Origin of the sequence: Paenibacillus sp. OAS669, assembly GCF_014873645.1 — a bacterium.
GTDB lineage: Bacteria > Bacillota > Bacilli > Paenibacillales > NBRC-103111 > Paenibacillus_S > Paenibacillus_S vulneris.
Map to the genome: position 1 here is coordinate 59,855 of NZ_JADBDR010000017.1, position 14,986 is coordinate 74,840.

Annotated in this window: 16 protein-coding genes; all 16 read left to right on the forward strand. The window is 50.3% G+C overall.

Annotated features, from left to right (window positions below):
• The first annotated feature begins 30 nt into the window (after positions 1-30).
• The 16 genes from fabG to GGC63_RS28490 all read left to right on the forward strand — a co-directional run bounded on the left by fabG (position 31) and on the right by GGC63_RS28490 (position 14,890).
• A complete protein-coding gene (fabG, locus tag GGC63_RS28415) occupies positions 31-771 on the forward strand; it encodes a 3-oxoacyl-[acyl-carrier-protein] reductase (protein WP_192705174.1) in 741 nt (246 codons plus the stop codon).
• Positions 772-896: 125 nt separating this feature from the next.
• The gene (gene acpP / locus GGC63_RS28420; protein ID WP_079910299.1) at positions 897-1,130 is read left to right on the forward strand and encodes an acyl carrier protein; all 234 of its coding nucleotides are present in this window, start codon (positions 897-899) and stop codon (positions 1,128-1,130) included.
• A gap of 137 nt (positions 1,131-1,267) precedes the next feature.
• Positions 1,268-2,506, forward strand: coding sequence for a beta-ketoacyl-ACP synthase II (gene fabF, locus GGC63_RS28425; protein ID WP_192705175.1), 1,239 nt, complete (start codon positions 1,268-1,270; stop codon positions 2,504-2,506).
• A gap of 63 nt (positions 2,507-2,569) precedes the next feature.
• The gene (rnc, locus tag GGC63_RS28430) at positions 2,570-3,268 is read left to right on the forward strand and encodes a ribonuclease III (RefSeq protein WP_192705176.1); all 699 of its coding nucleotides are present in this window, start codon (positions 2,570-2,572) and stop codon (positions 3,266-3,268) included.
• A gap of 217 nt (positions 3,269-3,485) precedes the next feature.
• Positions 3,486-7,058 (forward strand): chromosome segregation protein SMC, encoded by a 3,573-nt coding sequence (smc, locus tag GGC63_RS28435; protein WP_192705177.1) that lies wholly within the window; start codon positions 3,486-3,488, stop codon positions 7,056-7,058.
• Between the two features lie 68 nt (positions 7,059-7,126).
• Positions 7,127-8,134, forward strand: coding sequence for a signal recognition particle-docking protein FtsY (gene ftsY / locus GGC63_RS28440; protein ID WP_192705178.1), 1,008 nt, complete (start codon positions 7,127-7,129; stop codon positions 8,132-8,134).
• 115 nt (positions 8,135-8,249) lie between these two features.
• Positions 8,250-8,600, forward strand: a complete 351-nt coding sequence (locus tag GGC63_RS28445) for a putative DNA-binding protein (protein WP_079910294.1) — start codon at positions 8,250-8,252, stop codon at positions 8,598-8,600.
• 77 nt (positions 8,601-8,677) lie between these two features.
• A complete protein-coding gene (gene ffh, locus GGC63_RS28450) occupies positions 8,678-10,051 on the forward strand; it encodes a signal recognition particle protein (RefSeq protein ID WP_079910293.1) in 1,374 nt (457 codons plus the stop codon).
• Between the two features lie 54 nt (positions 10,052-10,105).
• Complete coding sequence (gene rpsP / locus GGC63_RS28455; RefSeq protein ID WP_079910292.1) at positions 10,106-10,378, forward strand: 30S ribosomal protein S16; 273 nt, start codon at positions 10,106-10,108, stop codon at positions 10,376-10,378.
• Between the two features lie 21 nt (positions 10,379-10,399).
• Positions 10,400-10,630 carry a KH domain-containing protein gene (locus tag GGC63_RS28460; protein WP_192705179.1) on the forward strand — a complete coding sequence of 77 codons (231 nt, stop codon included), beginning with the start codon at positions 10,400-10,402 and terminating at the stop codon, positions 10,628-10,630.
• A gap of 172 nt (positions 10,631-10,802) precedes the next feature.
• The gene (gene rimM / locus GGC63_RS28465) at positions 10,803-11,324 is read left to right on the forward strand and encodes a ribosome maturation factor RimM (protein ID WP_079910290.1); all 522 of its coding nucleotides are present in this window, start codon (positions 10,803-10,805) and stop codon (positions 11,322-11,324) included.
• Positions 11,324-12,082: a tRNA (guanosine(37)-N1)-methyltransferase TrmD gene (gene trmD / locus GGC63_RS28470; RefSeq protein WP_192705180.1), complete on the forward strand. Its 759-nt coding sequence runs from the start codon at positions 11,324-11,326 to the stop codon at positions 12,080-12,082. Before rimM ends, trmD begins: the two co-directional genes overlap by 1 nt.
• Positions 12,083-12,253: 171 nt before the next feature.
• On the forward strand, positions 12,254-12,595 hold the full coding sequence (gene rplS, locus GGC63_RS28475; protein ID WP_028550401.1) for a 50S ribosomal protein L19: 342 nt from the start codon (positions 12,254-12,256) through the stop codon (positions 12,593-12,595).
• Between the two features lie 85 nt (positions 12,596-12,680).
• Positions 12,681-13,253 (forward strand): signal peptidase I, encoded by a 573-nt coding sequence (gene lepB / locus GGC63_RS28480; protein WP_192705181.1) that lies wholly within the window; start codon positions 12,681-12,683, stop codon positions 13,251-13,253.
• A gap of 35 nt (positions 13,254-13,288) precedes the next feature.
• Entirely contained in the window at positions 13,289-14,176 is an 888-nt protein-coding gene (ylqF, locus tag GGC63_RS28485; RefSeq protein WP_192705182.1) for a ribosome biogenesis GTPase YlqF, read from the forward strand.
• Between the two features lie 105 nt (positions 14,177-14,281).
• Positions 14,282-14,890: a ribonuclease HII gene (locus GGC63_RS28490; RefSeq protein WP_192705256.1), complete on the forward strand. Its 609-nt coding sequence runs from the start codon at positions 14,282-14,284 to the stop codon at positions 14,888-14,890.
• Positions 14,891-14,986: the final 96 nt, after the last annotated feature.

Consider the following 14,986-nt stretch of genomic DNA (forward strand, 5'->3'; position numbering starts at 1 on the left):
TAACGGAAGAATTAGGATAGGAGGGGTACGATGTTAGCGGGTAAAGTCGCGTTGGTTACAGGCGCTTCGCGAGGCATTGGCCGCGCTATTGCTCTTACGCTTGCAGAAGCGGGAGCAGATGTTGCCGTAAATTATGCCGGCAGTGAAGCTGCAGCTGCAGAGGTGGTCAGCCTTATTGAAGGTATGGGCCGCAAAGCGATAAAAGTGAAGGCGAATGTAGCTTCCTCTCAGGAAGTGGACGATATGTTCAAACAGGTGCTTGAAACCTTTGGGAAACTGGACATCTTAGTGAATAATGCAGGCATCACGAGAGATAATTTGATTATGCGCATGAAGGAAGAGGAGTTCGACGAGGTTATCGCCACAAATCTGAAGGGTGTGTTCAACTGTGTCAAGGCGGCAACACGTCCGATGATGAAGCAGCGTTATGGCCGCATTATAAACATCTCCTCCGTTGTTGGAGCGCTCGGTAATCCGGGACAAGCCAATTATGTTGCAGCGAAAGCTGGCGTTATCGGTATGACCAAGGCAACCGCCAAGGAGCTGTCGTCACGGGGGATTACAGTCAATGCCGTGGCTCCGGGCTTTATTGAAACGGATATGACGGATAAATTATCCGAGGATACCCGTTCGCAGATGCTGAAGCAAATTCCACTGGCGCGTCTCGGCCAGCCGGATGATATAGCGAAGGCAGTGCGCTTTCTTGCATCCGACGATGCTTCTTACATGACCGGCCAAACGATTCATGTGGACGGCGGCATGTATATGTAAGGGTGAAAATTGTTACCGAGCCATTGTGCGAAAATTCGCAAATATTGTTTTTTTCTGCGGAAATAGCGCTTGCTCTGGCAATTTGTCCATAAGTTAAGTATAATACCAAGGAGGAGGTGAACCGGATGTCCGATGTTTTAGATCGCGTGAAACGTATCGTCATCGATCGTCTTGGTGTTGATGAGGCAGAAGTGTCCCTCGAAGCATCTTTTAAAGATGATTTAGGCGCTGATTCTCTAGATGTTGTAGAGCTTGTCATGGAACTGGAAGATGAGTTTGATATGGAAATCTCTGATGAAGATGCAGAGAAGATAACTACAGTAGGTCAAGTAGTTGAGTACATAAAATCTCATACTTAATTGGTATAAGTCCCGTTTTGCTTTTTAGACGGGACTTATCTCCATTCAGTATTGCCATACATGTACGGCGAATCTAGCAGCTACATTAAATTGGGTAAATTCATAACATTAGTTATTTTAGATAGAGGTGGATTAAAGTGAAGCAACGAGTTGTCATAACAGGTATGGGCGTCATGACCTCCTTGGGACATGATCTTGAAACATTCTGGGGGAACCTGATGGCAGGTAAATCCGGAGTAGGTATGATTGAATTGTTCGATGTGAGCGAATATCCAACGCGCATTGCTGCTGAGATCAAAGACTTTAATCCTGAGCAGTATTTCGATAAAAAGGAAGCCCGTCGCATGGACCGTTTCGTACAATTTGCAGTGGCGTCGTCTTTGTCTGCACTGCAGGATGCGGGACTTAACATCAAGGAGGACACGGATCCGGAGCGTGTAGGCGTCTATGTAGGCTCCGGTATCGGCGGTTTGTCCACCTGGGAAGAGCAGCATAAAATATTGCTGGAAAAAGGACCGAAGAGAGTAAGTCCGTTCTTTATTCCCATGATGATCGCGAATATGGCGTCTGGCCAAATCTCGATGATCACAGGAGCCAAAGGACCTAACAGCACTGCTGTAACCGCGTGCGCAACAGGGACTCACTCCATCGGCGATTCGTTCAAAATGATACAGCGCGGCGATGCCGATGTCATGATTTGCGGTGGCGCTGAAGCGACGATCAGTCCGACGGGAGTGGCCGGTTTCTGTGCGCTGCGCGCTATGTCGACTCGTAACGATGAGCCTCAAAAAGCGAGCAGACCGTTTGATACGGACCGGGACGGTTTCGTTATGGGCGAAGGTTCCGGAATTCTGATTCTGGAGTCGCTCGAGCATGCGCAAAAGCGCGGCGCTAAAATTTACGGTGAGGTTATCGGGTACGGCATGAGCGGCGACGCTTATCATATGACCGATCCGGATCCGGACGGTGCTGCGCGCTGTATGGCCAAAGCGATCAAGGATGCGGGTATTACACCGGAGGATATTGATTATATTAATGCGCATGGGACCTCTACGCCGGTTGGGGACCGCTCGGAGACGACGGCCATCAAGAAGGCGCTGGGAGAGCATGCATATAAAGTCGCAGTCAGCTCAACCAAATCCATGACAGGTCATCTATTAGGAGCTGCCGGCGGTGTGGAAGCGTTGATTTGCGGATTAACCCTGAAGCATGGGTTTATCCCTCCAACTATTAATTTGGACAATCAGGATCCTGAATGTGATCTGGATTATGTGCCAAATCAAGCGCGTCAAGCGAACGTGAAGGTAGCAATGTCGAACTCGTTCGGTTTTGGCGGCCATAATGCCACCATTATTATGAAAAAGTTCGAGCAATAAGCACTCCGCCGCGAGACCGTAATTAATCTAACGAACGGGAATGTCCGATTAGGTGGTGAAGGCATGCATCGAAACCTGAAGCAGCTTCAGGCTGCGTTAAATATTACGTTTCGCAAACCCGAGCTATTAAGACAGGCGTTTACCCACTCTTCCTATGTAAACGAACATAGAGTCGGCAATTACAAGGATAATGAGCGGTTGGAATTTTTGGGCGATGCAGTCCTGGAACTAACGGTTTCCGAGTATTTGTTCGATACGTACCCGGAACGTTCCGAAGGGGAATTAACCAAGTTAAGAGCTTCAATCGTATGCGAGCCTTCATTAGTCGGATTTGCCGAAGAGCTGGAGTTCGGTTCCTATGTGCTTCTAGGCAAGGGCGAGGAGCTGACCGGCGGCAGAACCAGACCGGCATTGCTGGCTGACGTGTTCGAATCGTTTATCGGCGCATTATATTTGGACCAGGGACTTCAAGTGGTGACAAGCTTTCTTAAGCAGCATGTGTTCCCGAATTTGCCTCACCAAGGCAAACTGCTGACCGTTGACTTCAAAACCCATCTGCAGGAATATACCCAGCAGCATAACATGGGGGTACTGGAGTACCGGATCGTCGACGAACGCGGGCCTGCTCATGAAAGAGAGTTTGTTGCCCAGGTTCATGTGAGCGAAACGCTTTTGGGGCAAGGGTCCGGCCGTTCGAAGAAAGAGGCTGAACAGCATGCGGCTGCTCAAGCATTGGAAGCGTTGAAAGTCCATATTCAATAGCGCAAACAGAGCAAGAGGGTGCAGGGATGGCAGCTTAAGGGTTGCCGTCGCTGCATTTCTTTTTTTTCAGAAGATGTGAGAAGACGAAAGCGTCATTCAAAGCAAAGATAAATCCCTGCCAGCTATGCAGAACATCATGCTTGGAGTGTTGAGGTTGACCGTGGGAGTTTATTCTATGAATAAGGAATGTGTGGTACAATAGCGTTGAGGTGAGACAATGTTTTTAAAGCGTATTGAGCTGTCCGGTTTTAAATCGTTTGCCGATCGGACCGAGCTTGAATTCGTACAAGGTATTACGGCTGTAGTCGGTCCAAACGGCAGTGGGAAAAGTAACATTTCCGACGGCATTCGTTGGGTGCTTGGAGAGCAAAGCGCCCGCAGCTTGCGCGGAGGGAAGATGGAGGATATTATTTTTGCCGGAAGTGACGCTCGTAAGGCGGTTAACTACGGTGAAGTATCGCTCACCCTGGATAATTCAGATCAATCGCTATCGCTGGATTTTAATGAAGTGACCGTAACCCGGCGCGTACACCGGAACGGGGACAGCGAGTATCTAATTAATAAGCAGGCTTGCCGTCTGAAGGACATTACCGAGCTGTTTATGGATACAGGGATCGGTAAGGAAGCTTACTCTATCATCGGACAAGGACGAATTGAAGAAATTTTAAGCACGAAATCGGAAGATCGCCGCGGTATCTTTGAAGAAGCCTCCGGGATCGTAAAATATAAATCAAGAAAGCGTGAAACGGAAAAGAAGCTCCAGGAAACGGAGCAAAACTTGCTCCGGATTAATGACCTGGTAGTTGAGCTGGAGGATCAGATCGAGCCGCTGCGGATCCAATCCGAGAAGGCTGTGCGCTACAGAGAGCTGAGAGAGCAGCTAAAGAAGAACGAGATTGCTATGTACGTGTATCAAATCGAGCAAATCTACAACTCGTGGACCGAGACGAATAAAAAGCTGGACAAGCTGAAGCAGGAGCAGCTGGAGCTATCCGCGATCGTCGGTCAGCATGACGCGCATCTGGAAAAGCATCGCTGGGAAACCAGGAGGCTTGAGGAAGAAATCGAGGCGCTTCAGGCGCAGCTTCTGCAGATAAGCGAGGATTTTGAAAAATGCGAGGGACAGGGCGAGGTACTCAAGGAGCGTAAAAGAAATTATGCTTCTAACCAGGCTCAGCTCACGCAAAACGTAAAGCAGCAAGAAATCCGTTCAACGGAGAAGGAAGCCGAATTAGCGGCCATTAGGGAAAAGCTGGCGGTTATTTCGGACGAGCTGCAGCAGTACCAGGCCAAGCTAAAGGCGGAGGAAGACCGGTTGCTGGGCGTAGCAGGCGGCATCAGCAGCGCGGAGGAAGACCGTCTGAAGGGCGAGCTCCTGGAAACGCTGAATCAAATGGCGAACGCCCGCAACGAGGCTCGCTACGCGGAGCAGCAGCTGGAAGGGCTGTCTAAGCGGCTTGATCGGCTCGGGGACGAGCACCGGAAATGGAGAGAGCAGCAGGACAGCATTGCGGAACGTAAGCGGGTTCTGGAAGAACGGTTAGCCGCGGTTATAGGGAACATTGAAAACGCGAGAAACCGTTATCTGGAACTAAGCCAAAGCTTGAAGTCGAAGCAAATGTTATCTGAGGAATCACAATCCACCGTGCGAAAATGGGAACAAAAGCTCGACTCCATGATCTCCCGCCGCGATACGATGCGTGAAATGGCAAATGATTATGACGGCTTCATGCATGGCGTTAAAGAAGTGCTGAAGGCGAAGGACCGCCAAGATCTGCGCGGAATCCGAGGCGCTGTAGCCGAGCTGGTTAAGGTTCCGGCCCATGTCGAGGTGGCGGTAGAGACGGCGCTAGGCGGGGCATTGCAGCATATCGTCGTCGATAGCGAGGCGAACGGCCGTGAAGCGATTGCTTTCTTGAAGCGCAGGCAGTTAGGCCGCGCTACCTTCCTTCCTCTCGACGTTATCCGCGGACGTTCAATTCCGGATTCCGAACGAAGAACGATAGAAGGTATGGAGGGCTTTGTCGGTATCGGTGCCGATCTTGTTCAATATGAGGACACTTATCGTCAAATTGTCGGCAGCTTGCTCGGCAATGTCATCATCGCCAGTCAATTGGAAGTTGCTAACCGCATTGCGGCAAAAGTCCAATACCGTTACCGGGTGGTTACGCTGGAAGGCGACGTCGTGAACCCGGGAGGATCGATGACGGGGGGCAGTCAGCAGAAGAAAACGAGCAGCCTGCTGAGCCGCCAGCGGCAGATTGAAGAAATGGACAAGGAAATTGCCGTTTCGCAAGAGCAGCTTCAACAACTGCGCGTCAAAGCGGATCAGGTTCGCAAGGAGATTGCTGCGGACTCCGCAATGCTCGAGGAGCTTCGCCAAGAAGGAGAGGCGCTTCGTATAGAGGAGCAGCAAATTCGTGCGGGACTTCAGCCGCTGGAGCAGGAGGCCAAGCAGGTAGCCGAGCAGCTGGCACTGTACAGTGAAGACGGGGATGCGCTGGACTCGGAGCGCAAGGAGCTGAAGGACCGTCAAGCGGTTGCCATTCAAACGCTGGAGCGTCTAACGCAGGAGGAGGCTGCTCTGCAGCAAGCCATTCGTGAAGCGGAGCTGGCGCGCAAAGCCGGTGAGCTTGCGAAAGAGGAGCTTCAGACGCAGCTTACCGAGTTAAAAGTCAAGGTCGCTTCCCAGACACAGGAGAAGCAGGCCTTGGTGGATCAGGAGCGGCGCAGCCACTCCGAGCTGACCCAGTTACATAACGAGCTCGATTTGAACCGAAGGCTGGTTCTGCAATTGGAGCAGGATATGGCCAATCACGAGCAGGAAACAATCATGCAGATCGAGCTGTTGAACAGCCTCAAGCTGAAGAAGCAGCAGTGTACCGAGCAGCTGGAGCTGAAGCGTGCGGAACGGGCCCAATGGCAGGCAAAGCTTGAGCATGAGGAGAACAAGACAAGGGAAGAGCGCAATCAGCTGCGCCAGACGGAGGAGCATTTGCACCAGACCGAGGTGCGGGTAAACCGTCTTGACGTGGAGCTGGAGAACCTGCTTAAGAAGCTGTCGGATGATTACGAGCTCAGCTATGAATTGGCCAAGGAGCGGTACCCTGTCCCTGAGGATGTGCTTGGGGCTCAGAACCAGGTGCGTGAGCTGAAACGCGACATTGCCGTATTAGGTGAAGTCAACTTGGGAGCGGTGGAGGAATTCGCGAGGGTTAACGAGCGGTTCCAGTTCTTAAGCGAACAGAAGAATGATTTGGTTGAAGCAAAAACCACACTGTATCAGGTGATTCGGGAAATGGACGAAGAGATGTCGAAGCGGTTCCGAACGACGTTCGACGCGATCCGCTCTCACTTTGTCGTCGTCTTCGCCAAGCTGTTCGGCGGAGGACGTGCCGATCTGATTTTATCCGAGCCGGATAATCTGCTTGATACGGGGATCGAAATTGTCGCTCAGCCTCCGGGTAAGAAGCTGCAGAACCTGCAGCTCTTGTCGGGGGGAGAACGAGCGTTGACGGCGATTGCTCTGCTATTCTCGATTATCCGCGTGAAGCCGGTGCCGTTCTGCGTGCTTGACGAGGTTGAAGCCGCCCTGGATGAAGCGAATGTGTCCCGTTTTGCGGAATATTTACGCGAGTTTTCCGAACAAACGCAGTTCATTGTGGTAACGCACCGCAAGGGGACAATGGAAGAGGCGGATGTACTGTACGGGGTCACGATGGAAGAAGGCGGCGTATCCAAGCTAGTATCCGTCCGGTTGGAAGAGGATGAAGCCATCATTGCGAGCTAGATTCGTTCATGATGCAGCCATTTCGAGTTCAATAAAGCTAAAAGTATATAGAAAGGGGCTATCGCCCGATGAGTTTTTTTAAACGATTGAAAGAAAACATTTCCTCCAAAGCCGAGGCGGTTACGAATAAGTTTAAAGAAGGCTTGTCCAAAACACGCGACGTTCTGGTCGAGCGCGTCGAAGATTTGTTCAGCCGCCGCAAAAAAATCGACGAGGACTTCTATGAGGAGCTTGAAGAAATTCTGATCGGTGCGGATGTGGGCGTCAACACCGTTATGAAGCTGGTCGAGGATCTGCGTGCAGAGGTCCGCAAGCGGAAGATCGAAGATCCAAGCGAGCTTCAGCCTATTTTGACGGAGATGATTATCCAGCTGCTGAAAGGCGAGGAGAACGCTTCTCTGAAAATGGCGGAATCGGGCTTAACCGTCATTCTGTTCGTTGGCGTCAACGGGGTAGGAAAGACGACAACCATCGGCAAGCTGGCTCATCATTTGAAGTCGCAGGGTAAAAAGGTGCTTCTGGCTGCAGGAGACACGTTCCGTGCCGGGGCTATTGAGCAGCTGGAGGTATGGGGGCAGCGCGTCGGCGTTGATGTTATCAAGCAGCAGGCGGGCTCCGACCCGGCAGCGGTGATGTTCGATGCGCTCCATGCAGCCAAAAACCGGGGCGTAGACGTATTGCTATGCGATACGGCGGGACGTCTTCAGAATAAAGTGAACTTGATGGAAGAGCTTAATAAAATTTACCGTGTCATCCGCCGTGAAGTTCCTGAAGCGCCGCATGAAGTGCTGCTGGTGCTTGATGCTACAACGGGCCAAAACGCTCTGAGCCAGGCTAAGCTGTTTGACGAAAAGACAGGCTTGACCGGTCTTGTGCTGACCAAGCTGGATAGTACGGCAAAAGGTGGTATCGTAGTGGCCATTCGTCAGGAGCTGAATCTTCCCGTTAAGTTCGTAGGCCTTGGCGAGAAAATGGACGATTTACAGCCGTTTGACTCGGATCAGTTCGTCCATGCCTTGTTCAGCCGCTGGATTCCGGAGGGGGAAGCTCAGCCGGATGAGACGGCAAAACCATAGTTCGCCCAAGATATTTTAAGTGACAAGGAAAATAGCTTGACATCCTTCTCCGTTTTGGGTATTATAGGTTCTGTTGTTCCTGTAAAGTGTTTTACCTTAACGGAGGCGGGGCACTATGACAGAAGAAAATGCATTGATGAAGACCAATCGCATCAATTTGCTTTTTGACTTCTACGAGAAGCTGCTGACTGAGAAGCAGCAAATGTTCTGCAAGCTGTATTTTCACGATGATTATTCGCTTGGAGAAATCGCAGCTGAATTCAAGATTAGCCGCCAGGCGGTGTATGAACATATAAAACGAGCAGAGTCCGTATTGGAGGATTACGAGATTAAGCTGCAGCTATTAGCCAAGCACGATGAACGGGTTCAGCTGACACAAAAGCTTGAACCGCTATTGTCCGGTCTCTCCGGCAATGAACGGGCTCAGGCGCAAGAGCTGCTGCATCACTTGGTGAGTCTCGACTGATATATGGACAGCCTGATTCAGTCAAATGTGGACTATGTATCAAAGATAGATAAGTAACACTCAAGAGGTGAATTCGCATGGCATTCGAAGGATTAGCGACCCGATTGCAGAATGTGTTCAGCAGGCTGAGAGGCAAAGGAAAGCTAACGGAAGACGATGTTAACGAGGCGCTGCGTGAAGTTCGTCTCGCGCTTCTTGAGGCGGATGTGAACTTTAAGGTAGTGAAGGAATTCATCGCGAAGGTGAAGGAGCGCGCTATCGGTCAGGAAGTACTTGAGAGCTTTACCCCGGCGATGGTCGTTGTCGATATCGTGAATAAAGAGCTCACTGAGCTTATGGGCGGCTCACAAAGCAAGCTGGCCCGGTCGAACCGGCCGCCGACCGTCGTGCTGATGGTCGGGCTGCAGGGTGCCGGTAAGACGACGGCAACAGGAAAGCTTGCCAAGATGCTGGTACAGCAAAATCACCGGCCGTTGCTTGCTGCGGGCGATATTTACAGACCGGCTGCCATAAAGCAGCTCCAGGTTCTGGGCGAGCAGCTTAAGGTGCCTGTATTCACAATGGGAGATCAAGTAAGTCCCGTTGAAATCGCGAAGAACGCTTTACAGCATGCCAAGGATAATGGGAATGATTATCTGATTGTCGATACGGCAGGACGTTTGCATATCGATGAAGGCCTTATGGAAGAGCTGAAGCAGATCGTAGCGGCGATCAGTCCGGACGAGATTTTGCTGGTCGTTGACGCCATGACAGGTCAGGATGCGGTCAATGTTGCCGAGAGCTTCCACAAGCAGCTGGAACTGACCGGCGTTGTGCTGACCAAGCTGGACGGAGACACTCGCGGCGGCGCGGCGATTTCAGTCAAAGCCGTTACCGGATGCCCGATCAAATTCGCGGGTATCGGCGAGAAGCTGGATGCGCTTGAGCCGTTCCATCCGGACCGGATGGCATCCCGGATACTGGGCATGGGCGACATGCTCACGCTGATCGAGAAGGCCCAAGCCGGTATTGATGCCGAGAAGGCCAAGGAAATGGAGCGCAAAATGCGCACGGCGGAATTTACGTTCGACGATTTCCTTGACCAGATGGAACAGGTGAAGAAGCTTGGTCCATTGGATCAGATCCTGGATATGCTGCCTGGAGCCAACAAGATGAAGGGCATGAAGGATCTAAAGGTCGATGACAAGCAAATGGCTCGGATAGCCGCCATCGTCAAGTCAATGACCAAGGAAGAACGGCAGAATCCGGATATGCTCAGTCCGAGCAGACGTAAGCGTCTGGCTGCGGGAAGCGGAAACTCCGTGCAGGATGTGAACCGGTTCATTAAGCAGTTTGATGATATGCGCAAAATGATGAAGCAGTTCTCCAGCATGATGGGACCTAAAGGCCCGAAGGCGTTGAAGGGCTTGAAGGGCAAGCTGGGCAAAGGAATGAAGTTCCCGTTCGGTTGATCCTGCGGGAATGTAATATAGTCAAGTTTATTCTATGTTGGAGGTGATTTTCTAATGGCAACTCGCATTCGTCTAAAACGTATGGGTGCTCACAAAGCTCCTTTCTACCGTGTGGTCGTATCGGATTCCCGTTCCCCACGTGACGGTCGTTTCATCGAAGAGATTGGTACTTACAACCCGGTTGCTCAACCAGCCGTTGTTAATATCGACGAGGAAAAAGCGCTGAGATGGCTTCAAACTGGTGCTCAAGCTTCTGATACTGTTCGCAGTCTGTTCAGCCAAGCTGGCATCTTGAAGAAGTTCCATGAGTCCAAGCTGCAGAAGTAATCTGCCGATTCGGAGGGTGTTATGAAGGATCTAATAACCGTTATCGCCAAGGCGTTGGTTGATCATCCCGAAGAAGTAAAGGTAAATACGGTGGAGGACGAACGAAGCATTACCTTCGAGCTTTCCGTACATCCCGATGATGTCGGGAAAGTTATTGGAAAGCAGGGGCGTATTGCCAAGGCGCTTCGTACCGTAGTTATCTCGGCTGCAGTGAAAGAAAGTAAGCGTGTTTCGGTTGAAATCGTGTCATAATGGACACCATGAGAGTTAGGAGAAATCCTAGCTCTTTCTTTTCTTCTGAAACAAGCCTATCTTAAGATTATTTACCCTCTCTAATCTTCGGACCGCTTTATCGCGGTAAAGCTATGGTTAGGGAGTTTACGCATACATAATGGAATTGATTCAACGCTGTTGGAGGGTACAAATGAGCGATAAATTATTTACGGTCGGTAAAATCGTTAATACGCACGGCATCCGGGGAGAGCTGAAAATCGTTCCTCAAACGGATTTTCCGGATGAGCGTTTTGCTAAAGGAAGTTCCTTGGTCTTTTTTGATCCCCAGAAGCAGACGAGATTACCTGTTACCGTAGAATCGGCACGCGAGCATAAAAAAATGTTCATGGTCAAGTTTAAAGGCTTCGATAACATTAACGAAGTCGAGAAATACAAGGGATGGCTGCTTAAGGTGGAAGAGAAATATTTGAGCGAGCTTCCCGACGATGAATATTATTACCATGAAATTATTGGCTGCACGGTGTATACCGACGAGGGGGAGAAGCTCGGCACCATCAGCGAGATTTTGTCTCCGGGAGCTAACGATGTGTGGGTGGTAGAGCGCGAGTCCGGCAAACCGGTGCTGCTTCCCTATATTGACGATGTGGTTCTTGAAGTGGACGTACAAGAAAAACGGGTTAAGGTATCCCTGATGGAAGGCTTGCTGGACTAATGAGAATTGATGTGCTTACATTATTTCCCGACATGTTTGACGGCGTGTTTTCATCCAGTATATTAGGCAAGGCCAGGGAGAAAGGCATCGTCGAGCTGAATACAGTTAATTTTCGCGATTATTCCAATAATAAGCATAATACCGTAGACGATTATCCTTACGGCGGCGGAGGCGGTATGGTACTGAAGCCTGAGCCTATTTTCGCGGCCGTTGAGGCGCTGACGGAGCCGCTTGCGGGTAAGCCCCGAATCGTCCTCATGTGCCCGCAAGGCGAGCCGTTTACGCAGCGTAAAGCGGAGGAATTGGCTAAGGAAGACCATCTGATTTTTATATGCGGGCATTACGAAGGCTACGATGAACGGATCCGTGAGCATTTGGTCACGGATGAGCTGTCGATTGGCGATTATGTGCTGACGGGAGGAGAGCTTCCCGCGATGGTTGTTATAGATAGCGTGGCGAGGCTTCTTCCGGGTGTTCTCGGCAATGAAACGTCAGCCGTAACAGATTCGTTCAGTACCGGCTTGCTCGAATATCCGCATTATACGCGTCCTGTCCAGTTTCGAGAATGGACTGTTCCCGACATTTTATTGTCCGGTCATCATGCCCATATCGAGAAATGGCGCAAACGCGAGTCTATCAGGCGTACTTGGCATAAAAGACCCGATCTGCTGGAATCGTACCCGTTAACGAAAGAGGAGCAGGTCTGGTTGAAGGAGATTCAGCAAGAATCGGAGAGAACGAAAGAGGAAACCGACTAATTCTATTTTCATTCGAATTGATAGAATTTCAAGTTGTGTTTGGTACACAATTATGGTATTATATACAACGTTGTGGCATTTTGCCCGATTACGGTGGTCCTCTACGCATAACAACACGAGATTCGACATCAGAGGCGGAATGAACACCTGTGTGGAAGGAGGGAGTCAACCATGAGTCTGATCCAGGAGATTACTAAGGAACAACTGCGCCAAGATTTGCCAAGCTTTCGTCCAGGTGACACTGTAAAAGTGCACGTGAAAGTTATCGAGGGTTCCCGCGAACGTATTCAGCTGTTTGAAGGTGTTGTAATTAAACGCCGCGGCGGCGGAATCAGCGAAACCTTTACCGTTAGAAAAATTTCTTACGGTGTTGGCGTTGAAAGAACGTTCCCGGTACATTCGCCGAAGATTGATAAGCTTGAGGTGGCTCGCCGTGGTAAAGTTCGTCGCGCGAAGCTATACTACTTGCGTGGTCTTCGCGGTAAAGCGGCAAGAATTCAAGAAATTCGTTAAGACGAAAACAAACGGGGGCTTGTTTACCAAGCTCCTTTTCGTTTTTTTCGAAGACCGAAATTAAAGGAAGAAAGGGCAGGTCTTTATGGAGCAAGAACAAACCGTAGACAAACCGAATCCAGTCAAAAGCGAAGTTTGGGAATGGGTTAAAGCGCTGCTCATCGCCGCAGCTCTCGTCTTTTTTATACGCTGGTTGATTTTTGCCCCGTTTATTGTAGAAGGCCCGTCCATGGAGCCTAACTTTTATACCGGTGAACGCTTGATTGTCAATAAGATCATTTATTCCATACGTAAGCCTGAGAGAGGCGAGGTGGTCGTATTTCATGCCACCAAAGAAAAAGATTACATAAAGAGAGTTATCGCGCTGCCTGGCGAGACTGTAAAGGTGGAAGGCGATAAGGTGTATGTTAACAACAAAGTGTTAGACGAGCCTTATTTGCAGAAGGCATTGGATGACGCTGCGAAAAAAGGGATACCCTATAATTCAAGAAATTTCTCTGAACTAGTGATTCCGGAAGGAACGGTCTTTGTTATGGGGGATAATCGCTCGAACAGCTCGGACAGCCGGGATATCGGTCCCGTCAAGTTCGAGCAAATTGTTGGACGCGCGGATTTAATATTCTGGCCGTTTGACAAAATCAGCCTGGTGCATTTCTAAAAAACAAGCTATGGAAAAGAAGTTGAGGTGACCGTATGACGATTCAATGGTTTCCAGGTCACATGACAAGGGCGCGTCGTCAAATTCAGGATAAGCTGAAGCTGATCGACGTTGTGATTGAGCTGCTGGACGCACGAATTCCAATATCTAGCAGAAATCCGATGATTGATGAAATTTTGCAAAACAAGCCGCGGCTCGTGCTGCTGAATAAACATGATTTGGCTGATCCGGAAGCAACGGCGTCCTGGGTTGCCTACTTCGCGGAGCAGGGGCTTGAAGCTCTGCCGGTCGATGCGGCTAACGGGAATCAGATGAAAGAAATTATGGCCCGCTCCAAGCAGCTGTTGTCTGCCAAAATCGAGGCACAGCTTCGTAAGGGCATCAAGCCGAGGGCCATACGCGCGTTGATTGTCGGGATTCCGAATGTAGGCAAATCAACGTTAATTAATCGCCTGGCAGGACGTAAAATAGCGGCTACCGGTGATAAGCCGGGAGTGACCAAAGGTCAGCAGTGGATCAAGGTAGGAACCGAGATGGAGCTGCTCGATACTCCGGGCATTTTGTGGCCGAAATTCGAGGACCAGCAGGTCGGGATACGGCTCGCTGCTACTGGAGCGATAAAGGAAGAAATTCTGAATACGGTCGATATTGCATTTTACACCGTTCGTTACCTGGTTACCCACTATGGAGCAGGTCTACAGGAGCGCTTTGGCATCGAGAAGCTGCCTGACGATCCGTCCGATACGGATGCCATCGTCGAGGTTATGGAAGCCATAGGGCGCAAAAGAGGCGCTTTAATGAGCGGCGGACGCGTGGATTTGGAGAAAGCCTCCTTAACGATCCTGCGGGAGCTGCGTGCAGGGAAATTGGGACGAATCAGCCTGGAAACTCCGGATGATTATCAAGCAGAACAGCCACTCTAGCTGAAGGGTGGCTGTTTTTTCTTTGCTCTACGCGTATCCGTCTCCGCTTGTTTCTAGTATAATGGAGAATACGAGTACTAGACTAGAAGGGAATTTATACATATGCTGTTGGAACATGAACAAACGCTCTGGAATGAGGGCGTTCAATATATTGCTGGAGTGGACGAGGTAGGCAGAGGCTGCCTGTTCGGTGACGTTGTGGCTGCCGCTGTCATTTTGCCTCCCGGTTTAGTGTTGGAGGAAGTGAATGATTCGAAGAAATTAAGTCATAAGAAGCGTGAGGAACTGTACGAGGTGATCCACAAGGAAGCAATCGCTATCGGAGTCGGTATTGTCGATGTTAAAACCATAGAGGCCATTAATATAAAGCAAGCGGCCAGATTGGCTATGAAGCAAGCGGTTGAGCAGCTGAATCCGGGACCAGAGTATTTGCTCGTGGATGCGGAGAAGGTGGATCTTTCCCTGCCTCAGATGGCTCTCATTCATGGAGACGCAATAAGCCAGTCGATTGCCGCGGCTTCCATTATTGCCAAGGTCACGCGGGACCGCATGTGCCTGCACTGGGATGTAGAGTTTCCGGAGTATGGCATTGCACTTCATAAGGGCTATGCAACCAAGCTGCACAGGGAGCGAATAACAGAGTACGGCGCGACGCCGATGCATCGCAAAAGCTTTTTGAAAAATATTCTGGTGCAGCAGCAGGAGCTATTTTAACGAAGTACATACGCAGCAATTCAGACTGCAAAAGCGTGCCACAGATGCCGATATAGTTGATATCTACAAACGCGTGTAATTAAGACCCGGGAGGCG

Coding starts and splice junctions, on each gene's coding strand:
- fabG (WP_192705174.1), top strand. CDS start 31: ATGTTAGCGGGTAAAGTCGCGTTGGTTACAGGCGCTTCGCGAGGCATT.
- acpP (WP_079910299.1), top strand. CDS start 897: ATGTCCGATGTTTTAGATCGCGTGAAACGTATCGTCATCGATCGTCTT.
- rnc (WP_192705176.1), top strand. CDS start 2,570: ATGCATCGAAACCTGAAGCAGCTTCAGGCTGCGTTAAATATTACGTTT.
- smc (WP_192705177.1), top strand. CDS start 3,486: ATGTTTTTAAAGCGTATTGAGCTGTCCGGTTTTAAATCGTTTGCCGAT.
- ftsY (WP_192705178.1), top strand. CDS start 7,127: ATGAGTTTTTTTAAACGATTGAAAGAAAACATTTCCTCCAAAGCCGAG.
- GGC63_RS28445 (WP_079910294.1), top strand. CDS start 8,250: ATGACAGAAGAAAATGCATTGATGAAGACCAATCGCATCAATTTGCTT.
- ffh (WP_079910293.1), top strand. CDS start 8,678: ATGGCATTCGAAGGATTAGCGACCCGATTGCAGAATGTGTTCAGCAGG.
- rpsP (WP_079910292.1), top strand. CDS start 10,106: ATGGCAACTCGCATTCGTCTAAAACGTATGGGTGCTCACAAAGCTCCT.
- GGC63_RS28460 (WP_192705179.1), top strand. CDS start 10,400: ATGAAGGATCTAATAACCGTTATCGCCAAGGCGTTGGTTGATCATCCC.
- rimM (WP_079910290.1), top strand. CDS start 10,803: ATGAGCGATAAATTATTTACGGTCGGTAAAATCGTTAATACGCACGGC.
- trmD (WP_192705180.1), top strand. CDS start 11,324: ATGAGAATTGATGTGCTTACATTATTTCCCGACATGTTTGACGGCGTG.
- rplS (WP_028550401.1), top strand. CDS start 12,254: ATGAGTCTGATCCAGGAGATTACTAAGGAACAACTGCGCCAAGATTTG.
- lepB (WP_192705181.1), top strand. CDS start 12,681: ATGGAGCAAGAACAAACCGTAGACAAACCGAATCCAGTCAAAAGCGAA.
- ylqF (WP_192705182.1), top strand. CDS start 13,289: ATGACGATTCAATGGTTTCCAGGTCACATGACAAGGGCGCGTCGTCAA.